Source organism: Pseudofrankia coriaricola (genome assembly GCF_032027725.1).
Classification (GTDB): domain Bacteria; phylum Actinomycetota; class Actinomycetes; order Frankiales; family Frankiaceae; genus Pseudofrankia.
Map to the genome: position 1 here is coordinate 51,458 of NZ_JASNFO010000035.1, position 15,804 is coordinate 67,261.

The 15,804-nt window shown below is 69.6% G+C and carries 13 protein-coding genes; 7 read left to right on the top strand and 6 right to left on the bottom strand.

Features of this window, described 5'->3' with window-relative positions; all coding sequences use genetic code 11:
• The first annotated feature begins 185 nt into the window (after window positions 1–185).
• The 4 genes from QOZ89_RS19685 (at window position 186) to folE (ending at window position 6,515) form a co-directional block, all read left to right on the top strand.
• Window positions 186–1,328, top strand: coding sequence for a zinc-dependent metalloprotease (locus tag QOZ89_RS19685; protein WP_071052180.1), 1,143 nt, complete (start codon window positions 186–188; stop codon window positions 1,326–1,328).
• Window positions 1,329–1,452: 124 nt separating this feature from the next.
• The gene (gene hpt, locus QOZ89_RS19690; RefSeq protein ID WP_312624435.1) at window positions 1,453–3,318 is read left to right on the top strand and encodes a hypoxanthine phosphoribosyltransferase; all 1,866 of its coding nucleotides are present in this window, start codon (window positions 1,453–1,455) and stop codon (window positions 3,316–3,318) included.
• Window positions 3,319–3,558: 240 nt separating this feature from the next.
• Complete coding sequence (ftsH, locus tag QOZ89_RS19695) at window positions 3,559–5,802, top strand: ATP-dependent zinc metalloprotease FtsH (RefSeq protein WP_071052182.1); 2,244 nt, start codon at window positions 3,559–3,561, stop codon at window positions 5,800–5,802.
• Window positions 5,799–6,515 (top strand): GTP cyclohydrolase I FolE, encoded by a 717-nt coding sequence (folE, locus tag QOZ89_RS19700; RefSeq protein WP_071052183.1) that lies wholly within the window; start codon window positions 5,799–5,801, stop codon window positions 6,513–6,515. The genes ftsH and folE overlap by 4 nt, the downstream gene beginning before the upstream one ends.
• A gap of 63 nt (window positions 6,516–6,578) precedes the next feature.
• Here folE and hisG read toward each other — a convergent pair whose 3' ends face one another.
• The 3 genes from hisG to QOZ89_RS19715 form a co-directional block, all read right to left on the bottom strand.
• The gene (gene hisG / locus QOZ89_RS19705) at window positions 6,579–7,424 is read right to left on the bottom strand and encodes an ATP phosphoribosyltransferase (protein ID WP_071052238.1); all 846 of its coding nucleotides are present in this window, start codon (window positions 7,422–7,424) and stop codon (window positions 6,579–6,581) included.
• A gap of 161 nt (window positions 7,425–7,585) precedes the next feature.
• Complete coding sequence (locus tag QOZ89_RS19710; protein ID WP_071052184.1) at window positions 7,586–7,849, bottom strand: phosphoribosyl-ATP diphosphatase; 264 nt, start codon at window positions 7,847–7,849, stop codon at window positions 7,586–7,588.
• Between the two features lie 274 nt (window positions 7,850–8,123).
• Window positions 8,124–9,908 carry an HNH endonuclease gene (locus QOZ89_RS19715; protein WP_312624436.1) on the bottom strand — a complete coding sequence of 595 codons (1,785 nt, stop codon included), beginning with the start codon at window positions 9,906–9,908 and terminating at the stop codon, window positions 8,124–8,126.
• 678 nt (window positions 9,909–10,586) lie between these two features.
• On the opposite strand from QOZ89_RS19715, the gene QOZ89_RS19720 reads away from it, so the two are divergent.
• Window positions 10,587–11,375, top strand: a complete 789-nt coding sequence (locus QOZ89_RS19720; RefSeq protein WP_071052186.1) for an HAD family hydrolase — start codon at window positions 10,587–10,589, stop codon at window positions 11,373–11,375.
• 540 nt (window positions 11,376–11,915) lie between these two features.
• Here the strand turns inward: QOZ89_RS19720 and QOZ89_RS19725 are convergent.
• Complete coding sequence (locus QOZ89_RS19725; RefSeq protein WP_071052187.1) at window positions 11,916–12,809, bottom strand: helix-turn-helix domain-containing protein; 894 nt, start codon at window positions 12,807–12,809, stop codon at window positions 11,916–11,918.
• Between the two features lie 50 nt (window positions 12,810–12,859).
• A complete protein-coding gene (locus QOZ89_RS19730) occupies window positions 12,860–13,057 on the bottom strand; it encodes a hypothetical protein (RefSeq protein ID WP_071052188.1) in 198 nt (65 codons plus the stop codon).
• Window positions 13,058–13,517: 460 nt separating this feature from the next.
• Here QOZ89_RS19730 and QOZ89_RS19735 point away from each other — a divergent pair, with 460 nt between their 5' ends.
• Window positions 13,518–13,724, top strand: a complete 207-nt coding sequence (locus QOZ89_RS19735) for a hypothetical protein (protein WP_071052189.1) — start codon at window positions 13,518–13,520, stop codon at window positions 13,722–13,724.
• A 346-nt stretch (window positions 13,725–14,070) separates the two neighbouring features.
• The gene (locus tag QOZ89_RS19740) at window positions 14,071–14,643 is read left to right on the top strand and encodes a hypothetical protein (RefSeq protein ID WP_131804137.1); all 573 of its coding nucleotides are present in this window, start codon (window positions 14,071–14,073) and stop codon (window positions 14,641–14,643) included.
• Between the two features lie 207 nt (window positions 14,644–14,850).
• Here the strand turns inward: QOZ89_RS19740 and QOZ89_RS19745 are convergent, their stop codons facing one another.
• Window positions 14,851–15,804, bottom strand: a complete 954-nt coding sequence (locus QOZ89_RS19745) for a helix-turn-helix domain-containing protein (protein ID WP_157910593.1) — start codon at window positions 15,802–15,804, stop codon at window positions 14,851–14,853.

Consider the following 15,804-nt stretch of genomic DNA (forward strand, 5'->3'; position numbering starts at 1 on the left):
CCCGCTATCCACCTTTGGTCCACCCTTGGTGGACGGACTCGGATATGCATCGACGATTTTTGCCAGCGGACCGTCGAGGGATACCCAGGCGGGGCATCCAGTTGGTACCCATGGGTGGAGAACGGGTCAGGAAGCATGATCGGATAGCGCTCACCGGGTACCCTTGCCCTGTGGATGCGCAGCCGGTGGACAGGCAGCCCGTCGACTGGGACCTGGCGGTGGCGACAGCACGCAAGCTCGTCCGCCCGGGCCCGCAGCTGACGCGGGCCGAGGCCGACGAGGTCGTGACCGAGCTGCGCAGGCTGGCCGTCGAGGCCGAGCGGCACGTCGAGGACTACACACATCTAAGCCCGCCGGCCGCCGCGGTCACACCCATCGCCGTGGTCGACCGGCCCGAGTGGGCCCGGTCGAACGTCGCCGGCCTACGCATGATCACGACGCCGTTGCTGGAGCGCATCACCGACGCGAGCCGCGGGTCGCTGTCGACAGCGGTCGGCCGCCGGGTGACCGGCGTGCAGCTCGGCTCGGCACTCGCGTACCTCGCGGGCAAGGTCCTCGGCCAGTACGAGGTGTTCCTCCCACCCGAGGAATACGGGCCGACGCCCACCGTCGCCGCGGCTCATGACGGCGTCATCGCGGCCGACGGCACCGGACCGGTGGGCCGGCTGAGCCTGGTCGCGCCGAACATCGCGCACGCCGAGCGGCAGCTGTCCGTCGTCCCCCGCGACTTCCGGCTGTGGGTGTGCCTGCACGAGCAGACGCACCGCAGCCAGTTCACCGCGGTGCCGTGGCTACGGGCCCACCTCGAATCCGAGATCGGCGACTTCATCGAGGCGACCGACCTGGATCCCGACGTGCTCGCCGACCGGATGCGCTCGGCCGTGGCGGCGCTGCGCGGCGCCGTGCGCGACCGCGGCCAGGATGTCCCAAGCGTCGTCGAGGCGCTGCAGACCCCGGCTCAGCGCGCCGTGCTCGACCGCCTTCAGGCGCTGATGACCCTCCTCGAGGGGCACGCCGACCAGGTGATGGACGCCGTCGGGCCCAAGGTGGTGCCGACCGTCACCGACATCCGGGCGAAGTTCGACACCCGCCGCTCCGGCGGGTCACCGCTCGACCGGTTCGTCCGCCGGCTGCTCGGCCTGGACATGAAACTGCGCCAGTACCGGCAGGGCGGCGCCTTCGTGCGGGCCGTGGTCGCCGAGGCCGGCGTCGACGGGTTCAACCTTGTCTGGCAGTCACCCGCCACGTTGCCCAGTCAGGCCGAGATCGCCGATCCGGGTGCCTGGATGGCGCGCGTGCTCGGCAGCCGGCCGTCCATCTCGGCGTAGGCCCCGTAGTCTGGCCTCGATCGACGACGCCCTGGGCCTAGTCCCGCTTGGCTCGGAGTGGTCTCGGAGTGGTCAATGCCAGACGTGAGCGACGGGGGCTGTGGTAACCAGCTCGGAACAGCGGATGTACCCAACCGGATCGCCCGCGCCGGCGGTGGCGGCGGTGCGGCTGGCGGTGCGGCATGCCGTCGCGGACCTGCCGCCGGGCGCGCTGGTGCTCGTCGCCTGCTCGGGCGGCCCTGACTCGTTGGCGCTCGCGGCCGCGACGGCGTTCGTCGCGCCGCGACGGGCGCTGCGCGCCGGCCTGCTGACCGTCGACCATGGCTGGGATCCGGCGTCGGCCGCCCGGGCCGAGGAGGTCGCGCGGCAGGGCAGGGCGTTACGGCTCGACCCGGTGGAGGTGCTGACCGCGCACTCCGCACGCTCGGAGGGCGCGGCGCGCGATGCCCGCAGGGCGGCGCTGTTCGCCGCCACCGAACGGCTGGGTGGCGCCGCGTTGCTGCTCGGCCACACTCTCGACGACCAGGCCGAGACCGTACTGCTGCGGCTCGCCCGCGGTTCCGGCGCCCGAACGCTCGGGGCGATGAGCCCGCGCGACGGGCTGGTGCGCCGGCCGCTCCTGGGCCTGCGCAGGGACCACACCAGGACGGCCTGCCGCGCCGAGGCCTTCGAGCCATGGGACGACCCGACAAACGCCGACGAGGCGTTCGCGCGCGCCCGGGTCCGGCACAGCCTGCTGCCGGCGCTGGAGGAGCAGCTGGGGCCGGGCATCGCCGAGGCGCTGGCGCGCAGCGCCGACCTGCTGCGCGCGGACGCCGAGGCGCTGGACGCGCTCGCCGACGACGCCTACGCCCAGCTCACCGGCATCGCGGACGTCCCGCCCGGCGCCGGTCTCCCGGCCGGTCTCGATCTCGACGTCAACACGCTCGGCGCGCTGCCGAGCGCGCTGCGCACCCGGGTGCTGCGGCGGGCCGCGCTGACGCTCGGGGCGTCCGCGTCGGCGTTGCGCGCCGAGCACGTCTGGGCGATGGAGGCGCTGGTGACGCGTTGGCGTGGTCAGCAGCCTGTGCCACTCCCGTCGGGCGTCACCGCCCGCCGCCGAGGTGACAGGATTGCCTTGGTCGGACCTGGTAGGACCGGGTCCGGGCGCCGCGGGACGGCGGATGGGGACTCGCGAGGCGCCGGCCCCACGCCGGCGGATCCGCGGTCATCGCCGCGCCGGCGCGGCGCCGGCCGGCCCGACGCCGGGGCGGGCCCGCCGGTGAGCCACGCGGGGGTGAGCATGCCCGACTTCGACAACGCCCGCCTTGGCCAAAGGGTGCGCGATGATGCTTCTCCGTCGCGCGCCCGGAGGCCTGAAGAGACCCTGGGCGAGGGCGACGGGGAGGTCACATCGATCCAGGCGACCGTGACGACGATGCCGGGGGTCGCGCCCGCGCTCGCCGGCGACATCGGTGAGGTGCTGGTCAGCGCCGACGAGATCGCGCAGCGCATTGACGCGCTCGCGGCCCGGGTCGACGCGGACTACGCCGGCCGAGAGCTGCTGCTTGTCGGGGTGCTCAAGGGCGCCGTGATGGTGATGGCCGACCTGTCACGCGCGCTGCGTACTCCCGTGACCATGGAGTTCATGGCCGTGTCGTCCTATGGCTCGGCGACGTCGTCAAGCGGCGTCGTTCGCATCCTCAAGGACCTCGACCGCTCGATCGAGGGCCGGGACGTGCTCGTCGTCGAGGACATCATCGACTCGGGGCTGACACTGTCCTGGCTGCTGAAGAACCTGCGGTCGCGGCACCCGGCGTCACTCGAGGTGCTCGCGTTGTTCCGTAAGCCGGAAGCCATCACGGTCGACGTCGATGTCCGCTATGTCGGTTTCGACATCCCGAGTGCCTTTGTGGTCGGCTATGGCCTCGACTATGGCGAGCACTACCGGACCCTGCCGTTCGTGGGAACCCTCACCCCAGAAGCCATCGCTCGCGGCCCCCGCATCTGACGGCGAGCCAACTGCCCACTCCGTACCGTTACGCCTCACCACGTTGGACGACGTCGGACGACCAGGAGGCGGACCGGGGCGCCCAGCACCCCGGAACACGGTGGCGCGGCGAACCGTTGCTCACGTGTACGCACGAGTGAGAGGTGCGTGCCGGCGGTACCCTCGGCACAAGGGAATCCCCGATCGAGGGCAGAACACACGTCAGGAGGGCGGAGTGCGCGTGTCCCGCGCTCCAGGCAGATGACTCCAAGAAGAATCTTCCGTGGCTGGGTGGTCCTGGCTCTCCTGGTCCTCCTTGTGATCTTCCTGACGACGAACGTCCTGTCGGGCCCCAAGGAGTACTCCAAGGAGAACCTGCACTTCATCCAGGCCAAGATCGCGGCTAGCCAGGTCGAGAAGGCCACGATCCAGGACTCCAAGCAGATCATCCAGATCACGACCAAGGACAACAAGAAGTACGAGTCGTCCTACGTCACGAACCAGGGCCGCTACCTCGCGGACTCTCTCAATGACAAGAACGTCGCGTACGAGGTCAAGGTCGAACGCAGCAACGTCCTGGTCTCCCTGCTGCTCAACCTGTTGCCACTGGTCCTCGTGGTCGCGCTGTTCCTGTTCCTGATGAACCAGATGCAGGGCGGCGGCAACCGCGTCATGAACTTCGGCAAGTCCAAGGCCAAGCTGGTCAGCAAGGACACGCCGAAGACGACGTTCGCGGACGTCGCCGGTGCCGACGAGGCCCTCGAGGAGCTCGAGGAGATCAAGGAGTTCCTGGAGAACCCTGGAAAGTTCCAGGCGATAGGCGCGAAGATCCCCAAGGGCGTGCTGCTCTACGGCCCGCCGGGCACAGGCAAGACGCTGCTGGCCCGCGCCGTCGCCGGCGAGGCGGGGGTGCCGTTCTACTCGATCTCGGGTTCCGACTTCGTCGAGATGTTCGTCGGCGTCGGCGCGAGCCGCGTCCGCGACCTGTTCGAGCAGGCCAAGGCGAACGCGCCCGCGATCATCTTCGTCGACGAGATCGACGCGGTCGGCCGCCACCGCGGCGCCGGCCTGGGCGGTGGCCACGACGAGCGGGAGCAGACCCTCAACCAGCTGCTCGTCGAGATGGACGGCTTCGACGTCAAGGGCGGTGTGATCCTCATCGCCGCGACGAACCGGCCGGACATCCTCGACCCGGCGCTGCTGCGCCCGGGCCGCTTCGACCGTCAGATCGTCGTCGACCGCCCGGACCTGCAGGGCCGCGAGGCGATTCTCAAGGTGCATGCCAAGGGCAAGCCGATCGGCGCGGACGTCGACCTGCTCGTCATCGCCCGGCGCACCCCCGGCTTCACCGGCGCGGACCTGGCGAACGTGCTCAACGAGGCGGCGCTGCTCGCCGCCCGCGCCGACCAGAAGGTGATCTCCTCGGCGCTGCTCGAGGAGTCCATCGACCGCGTGCTCGCCGGCCCGGAACGCAAGACCCGGGCGATAAGCGACAGGGAGAAGAAGCGCATCGCCTACCACGAGGGTGGGCACGCCCTGGTGGCGCACGCGCTGCCGAACTCCGACCCGGTTCACAAGATCACGATTCTGCCGCGCGGCCGGGCTCTCGGCTACACGATGCAGCTCCCGCTGGAGGACAAGTACCTGTCCACCCGTTCGGAGATGCTGGACAAGCTGGCCGTGCTGCTAGGCGGCCGGACGGCGGAGGAGCTGGTCTTCCGCGAGCCGACCACCGGCGCGAGCGACGACATCGAGAAGGCGACCCAGATCGCCCGCGCGATGGTCACCCAGTACGGCATGAGCGACAAGCTCGGCGCGCTGAAGTTCGGCGCCGAGTCGGGTGAGGTGTTCCTCGGCCGCGAGGTCGGCCACCAGCGCGACTACTCGGAGGCCGTCGCCGGCGAGATCGACAGCGAGGTGCGCAAGCTCATCGAGGCCGCGCACGACGAGGCGTGGGAGGTGCTCAACACCTACCGCGACGAGCTGGACGCCCTCGTGCTTCGGCTGATGGACACCGAGACCCTCAGCAAGGACGACGTGCTGGAGACCTTCGCCACCGTCCAGAAGCGGCCGATCCGCGGCTACTACACGGGCGTCGGCCGGCGGGTACCGTCGGACCGTCCACCCGTGCGGACCCCCGCCGAGCTGGGCCTCGTCACCACGGACGTGGCCGACCTCGTCCACGGCGGGGGCAACGGCCACCCCGGCCAGAGGCCACGCGACAACGGCGGAGCACGCTCGGCCGGTGGCGGTCACGATGCGAACGGCGGCAACGGGAACGGCTCCCAGGGGCTGACCCAGCCGGCGGGGGCGGGTCCGGTCACCGACCCCGGCCAGGGCCATCACGACCCTGGCTCGGGCCCCGGTGCCAGCCCGATGGGCGGCCCAACCGCCCCCACCGGGCCAGCCGGTCCGCCAGGCGCACCCCCGCCGGACGCTCCGCGGATCTCCAACCCGTGGGCGCCGCCGGTGTGGCCGAATGACGACGAAAGGAAACACCGTTGACGTCCGAAACCGACCAGGCGGTCCTGTCCGCCCACCTCGACACGTCCGCTGAGCTGGCGGACGGGGTGGACGGATCAGAGACGGAAACCAGGTCAGGTTCTGGCGCCGCCGTCGCGGCCTTCCGCGCCGGCAACGGCCGAGTACGCCCGTTCGACCACGCCAGGGTCGCCGCGGCCGTGCGTGAACTGCTGATCGGTATCGGGGAGGACCCGGACCGCGAAGGGCTACGTAAGACGCCGGACCGGGTCGCCCGGGCCTATGCCGAGGCGGTCGAGGGCCTGGGCCGGGACCCGGCCGACGTGCTGACCACGGTCTTCGACGAGGGCCACGACGAGATGGTGCTGGTACGCGACATCGACTTCTCGTCGCTGTGCGAGCACCACCTGGTCGTTTTCTCGGGCAAGGCGCATGTCGCCTACATCCCGAACGAGAACGGCCAGATCACCGGGCTGTCCAAGCTTGCCCGGCTCGTCGACCTGTTCGCGCGCCGCCCGCAGGTGCAGGAGCGTCTGACCTCGCAGGTCGCCGACGCGCTGGTCGACGTGCTCAAGCCACGCGGCGTGATGGTGATCATCGAGGCGGAGCACCTGTGCATGTCCATGCGCGGTGTGCGCAAGCCGGGCGCCTGCACGGTGACATCCGCGGTCCGGGGGCAGTTCCTGAGCCCGGCGACCCGGAGCGAAGGCATGTCGCTCATCCTCAGCCACCGCTAGCGGCAGCTACCCGACCGACGGCACGCCTGCACTCCGCCCAGGCGTCGCGACAGGCGGCAGTCGCTACAGGCGGCAGGCCTGGATGGCGGACACGAGAATGCCGCGGGCGCCCAGCTCCCACAGGTCATCCATCGTCCGGTTGACCTCGTCCTTCGGCACCATCGCCCGCACCGCGACCCACCCCTCGCGCTGCAGCGGCGAGATCGTCGGCGACTCGTAGCCCGGCGTGATCTCGCAGGCCTTCTCGAGCACCACGACCGGCGCGTCGTAGTCCATCATCACGTACTGGCGGGCGACCAGGACACCCTGCACACGGCGCAGCAGCTTCTCGTGCGACGGCGAGAGTTCCGTGCCCTGCTTGGCAATCATGATGGCCTGCGACTGCATCACCGACTCACCGATGAGCTCGAGGCCCGCGGCGCGCAGCGTGCGGCCGGTCTCGACGACGTCGGCGATGGCATCGGCGACGCCCAGACGCACGGCTGTTTCGACCGCGCCGTCGAGGGTGACGACCTCGGCCCGCAGGCCGCGGGCCGCGAAGTCGGTGCGGACGAGCTCGGGGAACGAGGTCGCGATCCTGGCCCCATCCAACTGGGCCACGTCGGTGATGGCGCCCTTCGGCGCCGCGTAGTGAAACGACGAGTGCCCGAAGTCGAGCGCGACCAGCTCCAGCGCGGCGACGCCGCTGTCCTGCAGGAGGTCACGGCCGGTAATACCGACATCCAGCCGCCCGGAGCCGACGTAGACGGCGATGTCGCGCGGCCGCAGGAAGAAGAACTCGATGTCGTTCTCAAGGTCGGCGACGACAAGGTCGGCGCCCTCGCGCTTCGCCAGGTAACCGGCGTCGCAGAGCAGTTGGCTGGAGGCGGCGGAGAGCGCGCCCTTGTTCGGTACCGCGATACGCAGCATGATCATTCCATCGAGGCTGGCCGTGGCGGGGTCCGGAACTCACGGCGGGTCGGGCTCACAGCGGGTCGGGGGCTCACAGGGCTCTTCGAGGCGCGCGGCATCGTCCCGCGCACGGTCAACGCCCGCGCCGCTTCAAGGGCACGCGAGCCCCGAGGCGCGGGCTACAGATGGAAGTAGACGTCTGCCGGGGTGAGACCCCGCGAGATCATCATGAGCTGAATCCAGTAGACCAGCTGGGAGAGCTCCTCGGCGGCTCGCTCACGGCTCTCATGCTCCGCCGCCATCCAGCTCTCCGCGGCTTCCTCGACCAGCTTCTTGCCGATGTGGTGCACACCCGCCTCAAGGGCGGCCACGGACCCGGACCCCGGCACCTTCTGCTGCCACTTCGCGGAGAGCTCGCCGTACAGCTCGTCAAAGGTCTTCACGATGGGCGGACCCCTGGAATGGTCCTCGTGCCCGCGTGGCGGCACGCGCGCCGGCCTCGGGCGTCGACAGACCTCATGAACCGCATGTTACCTGGCGACGCCCGGCCACTCGCCCGCCACGATCTCCGTACGCAGCGGCGTTATCCGGCCCGCGCGCGCCGGTCCGCCGCGCCGCGTCCATCCGATGACCCTGCCCTCCCTAACTACGACCAAGGATGTTCTCCGGCACCGAAGGATGTTCTCCGGCACCGCTGGCTGTCCTCTCCCGCGGGCCTCATGTGTGATCTTCGATGCGGCGACGTCGCGAGCGAGTAGACCTCCGCGACCGCGGAACCAGGCGCCGCTGGTCGTGGTGGTCGAACGATGGCGCCGGCGGGCGCGTCGGCCCGACCGGCGAAGCCTCGGCCGGTCGGACGCAGCGCTTGTTCTCGTTGGTTCCGGCCGTGGACGGCGTACGGACGGTCTCCACGGTCATCTGGCTCTGACCGACCTGGTTCCAGCGGTGTTGGGTAAGGACGAGCATCGAATCGGCGAGGTGAAGCCGGCCACCATGGCGGGTCGCGATCGCGGCCTCGCCGACATGGCCGGTCACTGCGGCCAGGGTCTCGACGGGCCGAGGGCCGGCGTCGACAGGCGGCGCGGGGCGCAGTACCCGGCCGTCGGCCAGGATCGCGATGAGCACCCCGTCGACAGCACGCTCAAGGGTGATGCCTTCATCGTGGACCGCGTGGTGATGGGCCGTGCACAGCACGGTGAGCAGGTCGATGTCGGTCTCGCCCTGGTCAGCGACCCATTCCGCGAGATGATGGCATTGCAGCCAGCGGGTGTGCTCGCAGCCCGGGTACTGGCAGGTCGCGTGGTCGCGGGCATAGACCGCATCGCGCAATCGCTGGTTGGGAAACCGGCGCCGCCGGCCCAGGTGCAGCGGATTGCCCTCGGCGTCGGACAGCAGGGCCCGCAGCATCCCGTCACAGCCCAGCCGGCGCAGCACCGGCGCGGCCAGGCCGACTCCCGGTTCAAGATCCGCCCGGAACAGCCCCCGCCGGACCCGGTCAGGCAGCTGGCCTGGTCCGGCTGGCTCGCCGTCAGTCTGGCACGCTCTGGCGGTGCGATCGGGACGGCCAGCCTCATCGGTGCCGACCGCCGCGTCCGTTCTCCTCGCTTCCTCGGGCGCGTTTGCTGCCTCGGACCCGCGGCGGTCTTCGGGGTCGGGCGTTCGTGCTCCCGCGGTGCCGGCATGGTCCGAAGCGCCGATGCCCGTCCCCGGCGGGCCAGCGCCCAGCAACGTCCCGACGTCCACGTGGACGGTGACTGTGTGCGGCAGCGACATCAGACCAGGCGCGGGCCTGTGCAGAAACCCGGCAGCCAGCGCAACCAGCGCATCCGCGTCCGATCGCCGGTCCCGCGGGGCCGCCATGATTTCCCCGTCCGCTGGCACCCGGTCCGGCTCATCTGGCCCGGGCACCGGTGTGGTGTCGTCCAGGCCGGCACGTGCCGCGTCGATCGCCGCGACCAACTGCGCGCCCTCGTCGGCCGGCAGGACGGCGGTTAGGCGCAACATCCCGTCCCGATCAGTCCGCCAGGACACCCGCCTACCGGCCCGCTGCCCCGCGTGATCTCCGGCCAGCCGCTCATAGGTCGCCGCCAGGCGTTCCAGCTGGGCTGCCGTGCAGCACAACGCGTGCTTCAGCCACGACGCCTCGCTCGCGGGCTCCGCTACCCTGGCCACCGCGCGGACCTTGGAATACGACAGCCGCCCCGCCTCGAACGCGGTCCGTACTGCCGGGAGGCTCGCCAAGGCGTGCCCGACCGCCAGATGCTCTCGCGCCGTGCGCACCGCCAGCCCGCACCGCCAGGCCGCCCAGTGCGCGCAGGACGCGAATCCCTGTCCCCGCCACCCGTCCCGCCGGTCGAAAATCGCCAGCAACACCAACCAGTCACACGTCGCCGCTGCCAGCCGACCAGCCCAGGCGACGATCTCGCCTTCCAACACCGCGAGCGGCGCCTTCTCGGCGTCCACCGACGACGGGGACACAGCCTCGGACTCGACTACTGTCATCGCGATCACCAGCCAGGGGACAGTGGGCCAGAAACATCACGATCCTCGCACCCACGTCCGACAGTTTTCGGCATCGCCCCAGGCCACAGCCATGATCCATCGCGCGCCGGTGGATTCCGGTCTGGTGGCGGACCCGCTCGACCGGGCGTGGGTCAGCCCAACGCCTGGCTCGTGGACACGCCGCGAAACGGACGGAGCCCATCCGCCGGGTGCGGGCCGCCAAGCGGCCGATCGCGACAACGGTTCCGCGGAACCAGCACCCGTCAGCTCCGCCGAGCCCGGCCGTCTGGCGCTCCCCTCCTCGGCGAGAACCTCCTGTTGCCTGATCGCGGCGGTCCGGCCGGCCGACCGACCAACCGACCAACCGCCGCGTCGCGCTCCACCTCGCAGCCGCCGGCACGATCTCGTCGACCAGGACCTCAACGGCCCGGGAGATGCCCGCCGCGGCGCGGTCGTCCGTCGGGCATGACCAGCGGGGGCCTACCCAGCCGCGGAACCGCATCGGCCCAGTTGGGGCATGCGCGATTCGTTCACACACCGACTCACAACCATAAAGATCTTGTGGTTGGACGAAGGCCACGAGTGATCCGCCTCGACGGCCCGATCGGTGTCGATCAGTGTCGGTGATCCGGCACCAGCCATGGTGCATGGGGCCTCGCACTGGTTGACTGGGTCGCTGTGTCCCCTCCCGCGATAGTTGCCACTGATCTGGATGGAACGCTGATCCGGTCGGACGGCACGGTGTCGGAGCGCACCCGCCGCGCGCTGCGCCGGGTCCGCGAGCATGGCGGGACGGTCGTGTTCGTGACGGGGCGGCCGATTCGGGTGATGGCGGACGTCGTCGCGCAGACCTCGGTCGCCGGCATCGCCGTCTGCGCGAACGGGGCGCTCGTCTATGACCTCGACGCCGAGGTCATGATCGACCAGCGCGGACTGGACCCGGCCGCCGCCCTCCGGCTGGCGTTGGCGATCCGCGAGATCGTGCCGGAGGCAGCATTCGCTGTCGAAAGCGGGATCAAATTCGGGCGCGAACCGCTTTTCCGAACGATGTGGCCCGATCCGGACGAAGTCGTCGCCGACGTCGCCGAGCTGCTCCTCACGTTGCCCCCGGCCAAGTTGTTGGTGCGCCGCGGCGGAGAGTCGCTTGCCGATATGTACGAGAAGATTGTCGCCCTCGCCGGCACCGAGGCTATGGTCACGCGCTCGACCGAGACGTTGGTCGAGATTGCCGGCGCTGGTGTCTCCAAGGCGGTCGCGCTCGCCCAGGTCGCCGCCACCCGCGGCGTGACCGCCGCCGACGTCGTCGCCTTCGGCGACATGCTCAACGACCTGCCCATGCTCGCTTGGGCCGGTTACGCGGTCGCCGTCGCCAACGCCCACCCCGATGTCCTAGCCGCCGCCGACGAGATCACCGCCTCCAACGACAACGACGGCGTGGCCCTCGTCCTGGAACGACTGTTCCCCTAGCCGGGTAGATCGACATATGCGGCGAAGGCGGTTTTCGGGTAAAATCACCCTCACCGAGAACTCATGGACATACGGTCCCCGGGCAAGGGTCGGCGTTCGGGTTGGCGCTACTGTAGAACCGGACGTCCCCTGGGCTGTTTCCAGCCCAGGGGCGCCCTACCTGGTCAGAAGCGCGGAGGCTGGCCTCGGAACCACTCCGGTGCAACGACCATGAGGCTGGCCGCGAGGAGGTCTGCCAAGACGGCAGCCTCCTCGTGGCCGGTCGACCGGACCACTGCGGCGGACAGCGTAAGCCAGGCGATGGAGTTAGCTAGTGCCTCCTCTGCCCGCCAACGCGGATTGGGCATCACATCTCACCTCCCTTCTCGCTCGGGTGGCATCACCACCGATCGAGCCCGAACCGGTGGGAATACCGAGTGATCTTGGGATGATGGCCAAAGCCACAGAATGCATGGCCGTTGGATGGATGCTTGTCGATTTATAGAGATTCTAGTGCCAGGGGCATGCGTCGCCCGCTGGGTGCCCTGTCCGCGACCGGCGTCAGTCGTCCTTCGGAAGCGCGAGCGAGGCGTACAGCGCCTTGTAGTGCTCGAGGATCGGCGTCAGGTCCGTAACGGTGCGCTCGACGTAGGCGTTGTAGAAGTGCGTGTAGAACTCGACCGACCGACGATCACGGAAGATCGTCGAGTCGACCGCCTCCGTGATCACCATGTCGTCATCGAACAGCTGGAACCCGTGCAGTGGCGGGAGCCCGAGTTCCGCGGTCTGCGGGACGATCCGGATCGTCACGTTAGGCAGCCGGGAGACCTGCTCGATCCGGTCGACCTGCGCAAGCATGGAACCGGGCGAGGCGAACCGGTTGGCGAGCACGGCCTCCATGAGCAGGAACTCGAAGGTCTTGCTCGGGTCGTACAACCGTTCCTGTCGCTGGATCCGCAGCGACACCATCGTCGCGGTCTCGGCCCACAACGCGCTCGGATCGGTCGTCATGATGGCGTGGTAGCCGTTGATCACGCGGCGGGCATATTCACTGATCTGGAGCAGGCCGGGTACCGCGATGGGCTGGAACTCACGGACGTGGGCCGCGGTCCCTTCCTCAGCGAAGACCTCTTGCTGGCTGGCGGTGCCGCGCCGGGTCGGCGCGCGCCTGTTCGCGCCATCCCCGTATGCCTGCTCGGCCCATTCGACCAGCTTGGCCACCAGATCGGCCGACGCGTCCAGCGCGGCCGCGATCTTTTCGGCGTCCTTTGGGGATGCTCGCAGCGCACCCCGTTCGATCTTGGAAATCTTCGCCTGGGAGAAGCCGACGAGCAGTCCCAGCGCCTCGCCGGTGATCCCCTTCTGGTGGCGCAGAGTAGCGAGCGCCGCGCCGACGTCCCCCGAGGGCTGGCTCAAGTCGAGAGCGTCCGGCCTGAAGCGAACGTCCTCCGTCATAGCGCCCAGTCACCTCCGTTCGAGCCGACGCGGCATTCTCCGCCGGTCGGCTAGCTCCACTCCGGCAGCTCGCGCGCGGCCTGGAGCAGAAGCTCCCGAGGGATCCGCACCCGCGCCTCACCGGCTGGCACGTCCGCCTGCGCCGGCACGACGTATCCCTGCACGACCAGGGACCCGTCAGCGGCGCTGAACACGGTCGGGCAGTTGGCCGCGGCGCAGGCGGTCGCCGCCAGGGGTACGAGCTCCATCGCTCCTACTTTCCTCTCCGGGCCGACCCCACATCAATTGGGCTCGCCCGGAATATGACAGATTGGATAATAGCGATCTTGAGGAGGCATGGTGATCGACCTCGGGGCTGAATACTAGCCGGACGCCGCCTGACCAGCGCGTCGACCTCGGCTGGAGGGGCCGGGCGGAGCGGCCGTCCCCCACGGAACGCCCATACGGATCATCGATAAAAGGGGTTTCGGGTCGTGGTTGGCCCTCGATAGGGCGAACGGCCGGTCGATGACCGGATCGCGATGAGGTGTGGCGGGTCGATGACCGTCTCCCGTTGGCCGCCCAAACCATGGGGCGTTGACGTCACGGTCATGTTCAAATGACGTAAAAGGTCCCGTCGGCCGGTGGGGCGACCCCCGACTGGCCGAGCCCGCCGGACGACGACGTGCGCGCAGGGGGTACGGGGCACGCACAGAGAGGGTTGCCTCGATGCAGCTGACCCCAGCCACGCCGGCGTGTAATACCGGCGCCTGCCCCCAGGTGTACTTCACCGACCGCGGCACCGTCGTCATCCAGGGATCCGGTCTCGACGCGGCCGAGGCAGGTGTACCGACCTCGGAGGGCGAGGTGCTGGTCGAGATCACCCGCGAGCTGTTCCTCGCGGCGGCCGCCGCGGACCGCGGCGAACCAGCCTGAGACACCACCCCGCACCCCGCCCAGGCCCACGCTGGTCCTGGCCCACCGTGCCGGGTCACGGTCTGTGCCCGTCCACGCCACCGCGACCACGGTCCTCATGACGTCGCTCCATCCATCCTGGCTCGTGCATCCAACCACCGAGCGGGCGATGACCCCTGGGAGACTAGAGTATTCCTACTAGCCCTCTATGATAGGGATCATGGACTAGATTCTCCTATAGGCCTTGTGAGAGCCTCCGCAGTCAGTTACCTTTTGCTCATGGCCTCACCGACCTACCGGTAGGTGGCCCTGCAAGCAGGAGGTGCGTCGGAATATGTCGCGCGCGGGGGCTCTAACCACGGAATCCTTGGTAGTACACAAGCGGGGTACGGCCGCGCTGGCCGGCTCCACCAGCGCCTCGGCCGGGTCTCCCGGCAGCCAGCCGCCCGGCCAGCGAGGCCCGGCAGGACACAGTCGCCTACCTCGACTGATCGACTTCTACGCCACCGCGACCGGAACCAACTCCCGACAATTGGAGTTCCGCCTGTGCTGGTGCGCCAGGGAGTATGTCCGGTCCGTCGCTCCGTGCCAGGGCCGGCCGCCCCGGCTGGACATCGGCTCGGAACAGGCGCACGAGATGGCGGCGGCGCTGCTGAACGCGGCCAACATTCTCCAGGAGCTGGGCCGGACGACTTCCAGGTCCGATCTCGTCAAAGCGGTGCGCCGCGTGGAGGAGCACTCGCAGGTCCTGTCCGACGACCTCCGACGGAAGACAATCGTCCGGGCGGACCTGCGTGCCGAGGAGCCCAAATGGCGGCCGGTCCACACCGCCCGGCGGCGGGACCTGCCCGCCCAGCGGACAGGTAGCCGGCGGTCGGCATCAGCGACGACTGCCGTCCCGGTCAGTCTCGGCGACCAGGAGAGCAACCGCTACGGATAACTGACCGCCCGGGAACGGACGGACAGCCGGGCCCGGCCGACGATGAAGACGGGCGGGCCCGGCCCCGACACCAGCCCATCAGGCCCGCGTGATCTCGTCAGGACACTCGGCTGATATTACTGCACAGTCAGGAGCACGCCTTCTGGCACAGTTGGCCCAGCTCCAGGGACCAATCGGGAGTCGACCTACCGGATACCCGCCTTCTCGTCACTGGTCGGAGTGGCCGGGCGCGCTCTGGTCAGACTCGAACCTGGCGACCTGAGCGCTCGCCTCCAGGTACTCCGCCTTGTACCGCTTGATGATCGGCAGCACGTCCTCGGTGCTGACCTCCCGGTACCTCTCGAACACCCGGGAGTACATGTCGATGTTCGACTGGTCGCGGTAGAGGAAACCGATCGTCGACTCGACCAGCACGGCCTCGTCGTCGAACACCTGGAACATGGCGAGCGGGGGGAACGGCAGGTCGGTGTCTCGCGGGATGACCCTGATCGAGACGTTTGGCAGGTCGCAGGCAGCCTCGATCCGCTGGAGCTGCGCGGCCATCGTCACCGGCCAGCTCGCCCGCCCGAAGCGGTACTCGAAGACCTGCTCCAAGATGATGAAGTCGAACTTCTTCGTGGTGTCGTAGAGCCGTTCCTGGCGCTGAAGCCGCGTGCCGACCATCGCGGCTGTGTCCGGCCAGACACGTTGGTCGTCGCCGAGGTACACGCCGAAGTATCGGTTGAGCACACGCCGGGCATATTCGCTGGTCTGCAGAAGCCCTGGCACGAGGACGGGCTCGAACGCCCGTACGGACCGGACACGGGCCTCGAGCTGGAAAAGGTCCTCCTGATGGATCTGCGGAGCCGGCGCGGGAGCGGTCCGGTGGGCGCCGCGGCGCCGACCGGACCGCTCCCTAACCGCGACAGTGTGCATGGAGCGCGCCCGCTCGACGAGGTCCGTCGCCTCCGTGCTCGGCAGCTCCAGCGCAGTAGCAAGCTTGCGGACGTCCGCGGGAGTCGGTGTCACCCGGGAGTTCTCAATCTTGGAAATCTGCCCCTGACTCACGCCGGATCGTTTGGCGACCTCGACTCCTGTCAGGTCGCGCTCCCGGCGCAGCCGCGCGAGCGCCTCACCCAGCGTCTCCGGAGAGTCATGGCGGACACGTCGCTCGTCGTCCAT

What these genes read in the sequence shown, in the direction of transcription:
- hpt (WP_312624435.1), top strand. Translation starts at nt 1,453, where the DNA reads ATGTACCCAACCGGATCGCCCGCGCCGGCGGTGGCGGCGGTGCGGCTG.
- ftsH (WP_071052182.1), top strand. Translation starts at nt 3,559, where the DNA reads ATGACTCCAAGAAGAATCTTCCGTGGCTGGGTGGTCCTGGCTCTCCTG.
- hisG (WP_071052238.1), bottom strand. Translation starts at nt 7,424, where the DNA reads ATGCTGCGTATCGCGGTACCGAACAAGGGCGCGCTCTCCGCCGCCTCC.
- QOZ89_RS19715 (WP_312624436.1), bottom strand. Translation starts at nt 9,908, where the DNA reads ATGACAGTAGTCGAGTCCGAGGCTGTGTCCCCGTCGTCGGTGGACGCC.
- QOZ89_RS19725 (WP_071052187.1), bottom strand. Translation starts at nt 12,809, where the DNA reads ATGACGGAGGACGTTCGCTTCAGGCCGGACGCTCTCGACTTGAGCCAG.
- QOZ89_RS19730 (WP_071052188.1), bottom strand. Translation starts at nt 13,057, where the DNA reads ATGGAGCTCGTACCCCTGGCGGCGACCGCCTGCGCCGCGGCCAACTGC.
- QOZ89_RS19735 (WP_071052189.1), top strand. Translation starts at nt 13,518, where the DNA reads ATGCAGCTGACCCCAGCCACGCCGGCGTGTAATACCGGCGCCTGCCCC.
- QOZ89_RS19745 (WP_157910593.1), bottom strand. Translation starts at nt 15,804, where the DNA reads ATGGACGACGAGCGACGTGTCCGCCATGACTCTCCGGAGACGCTGGGT.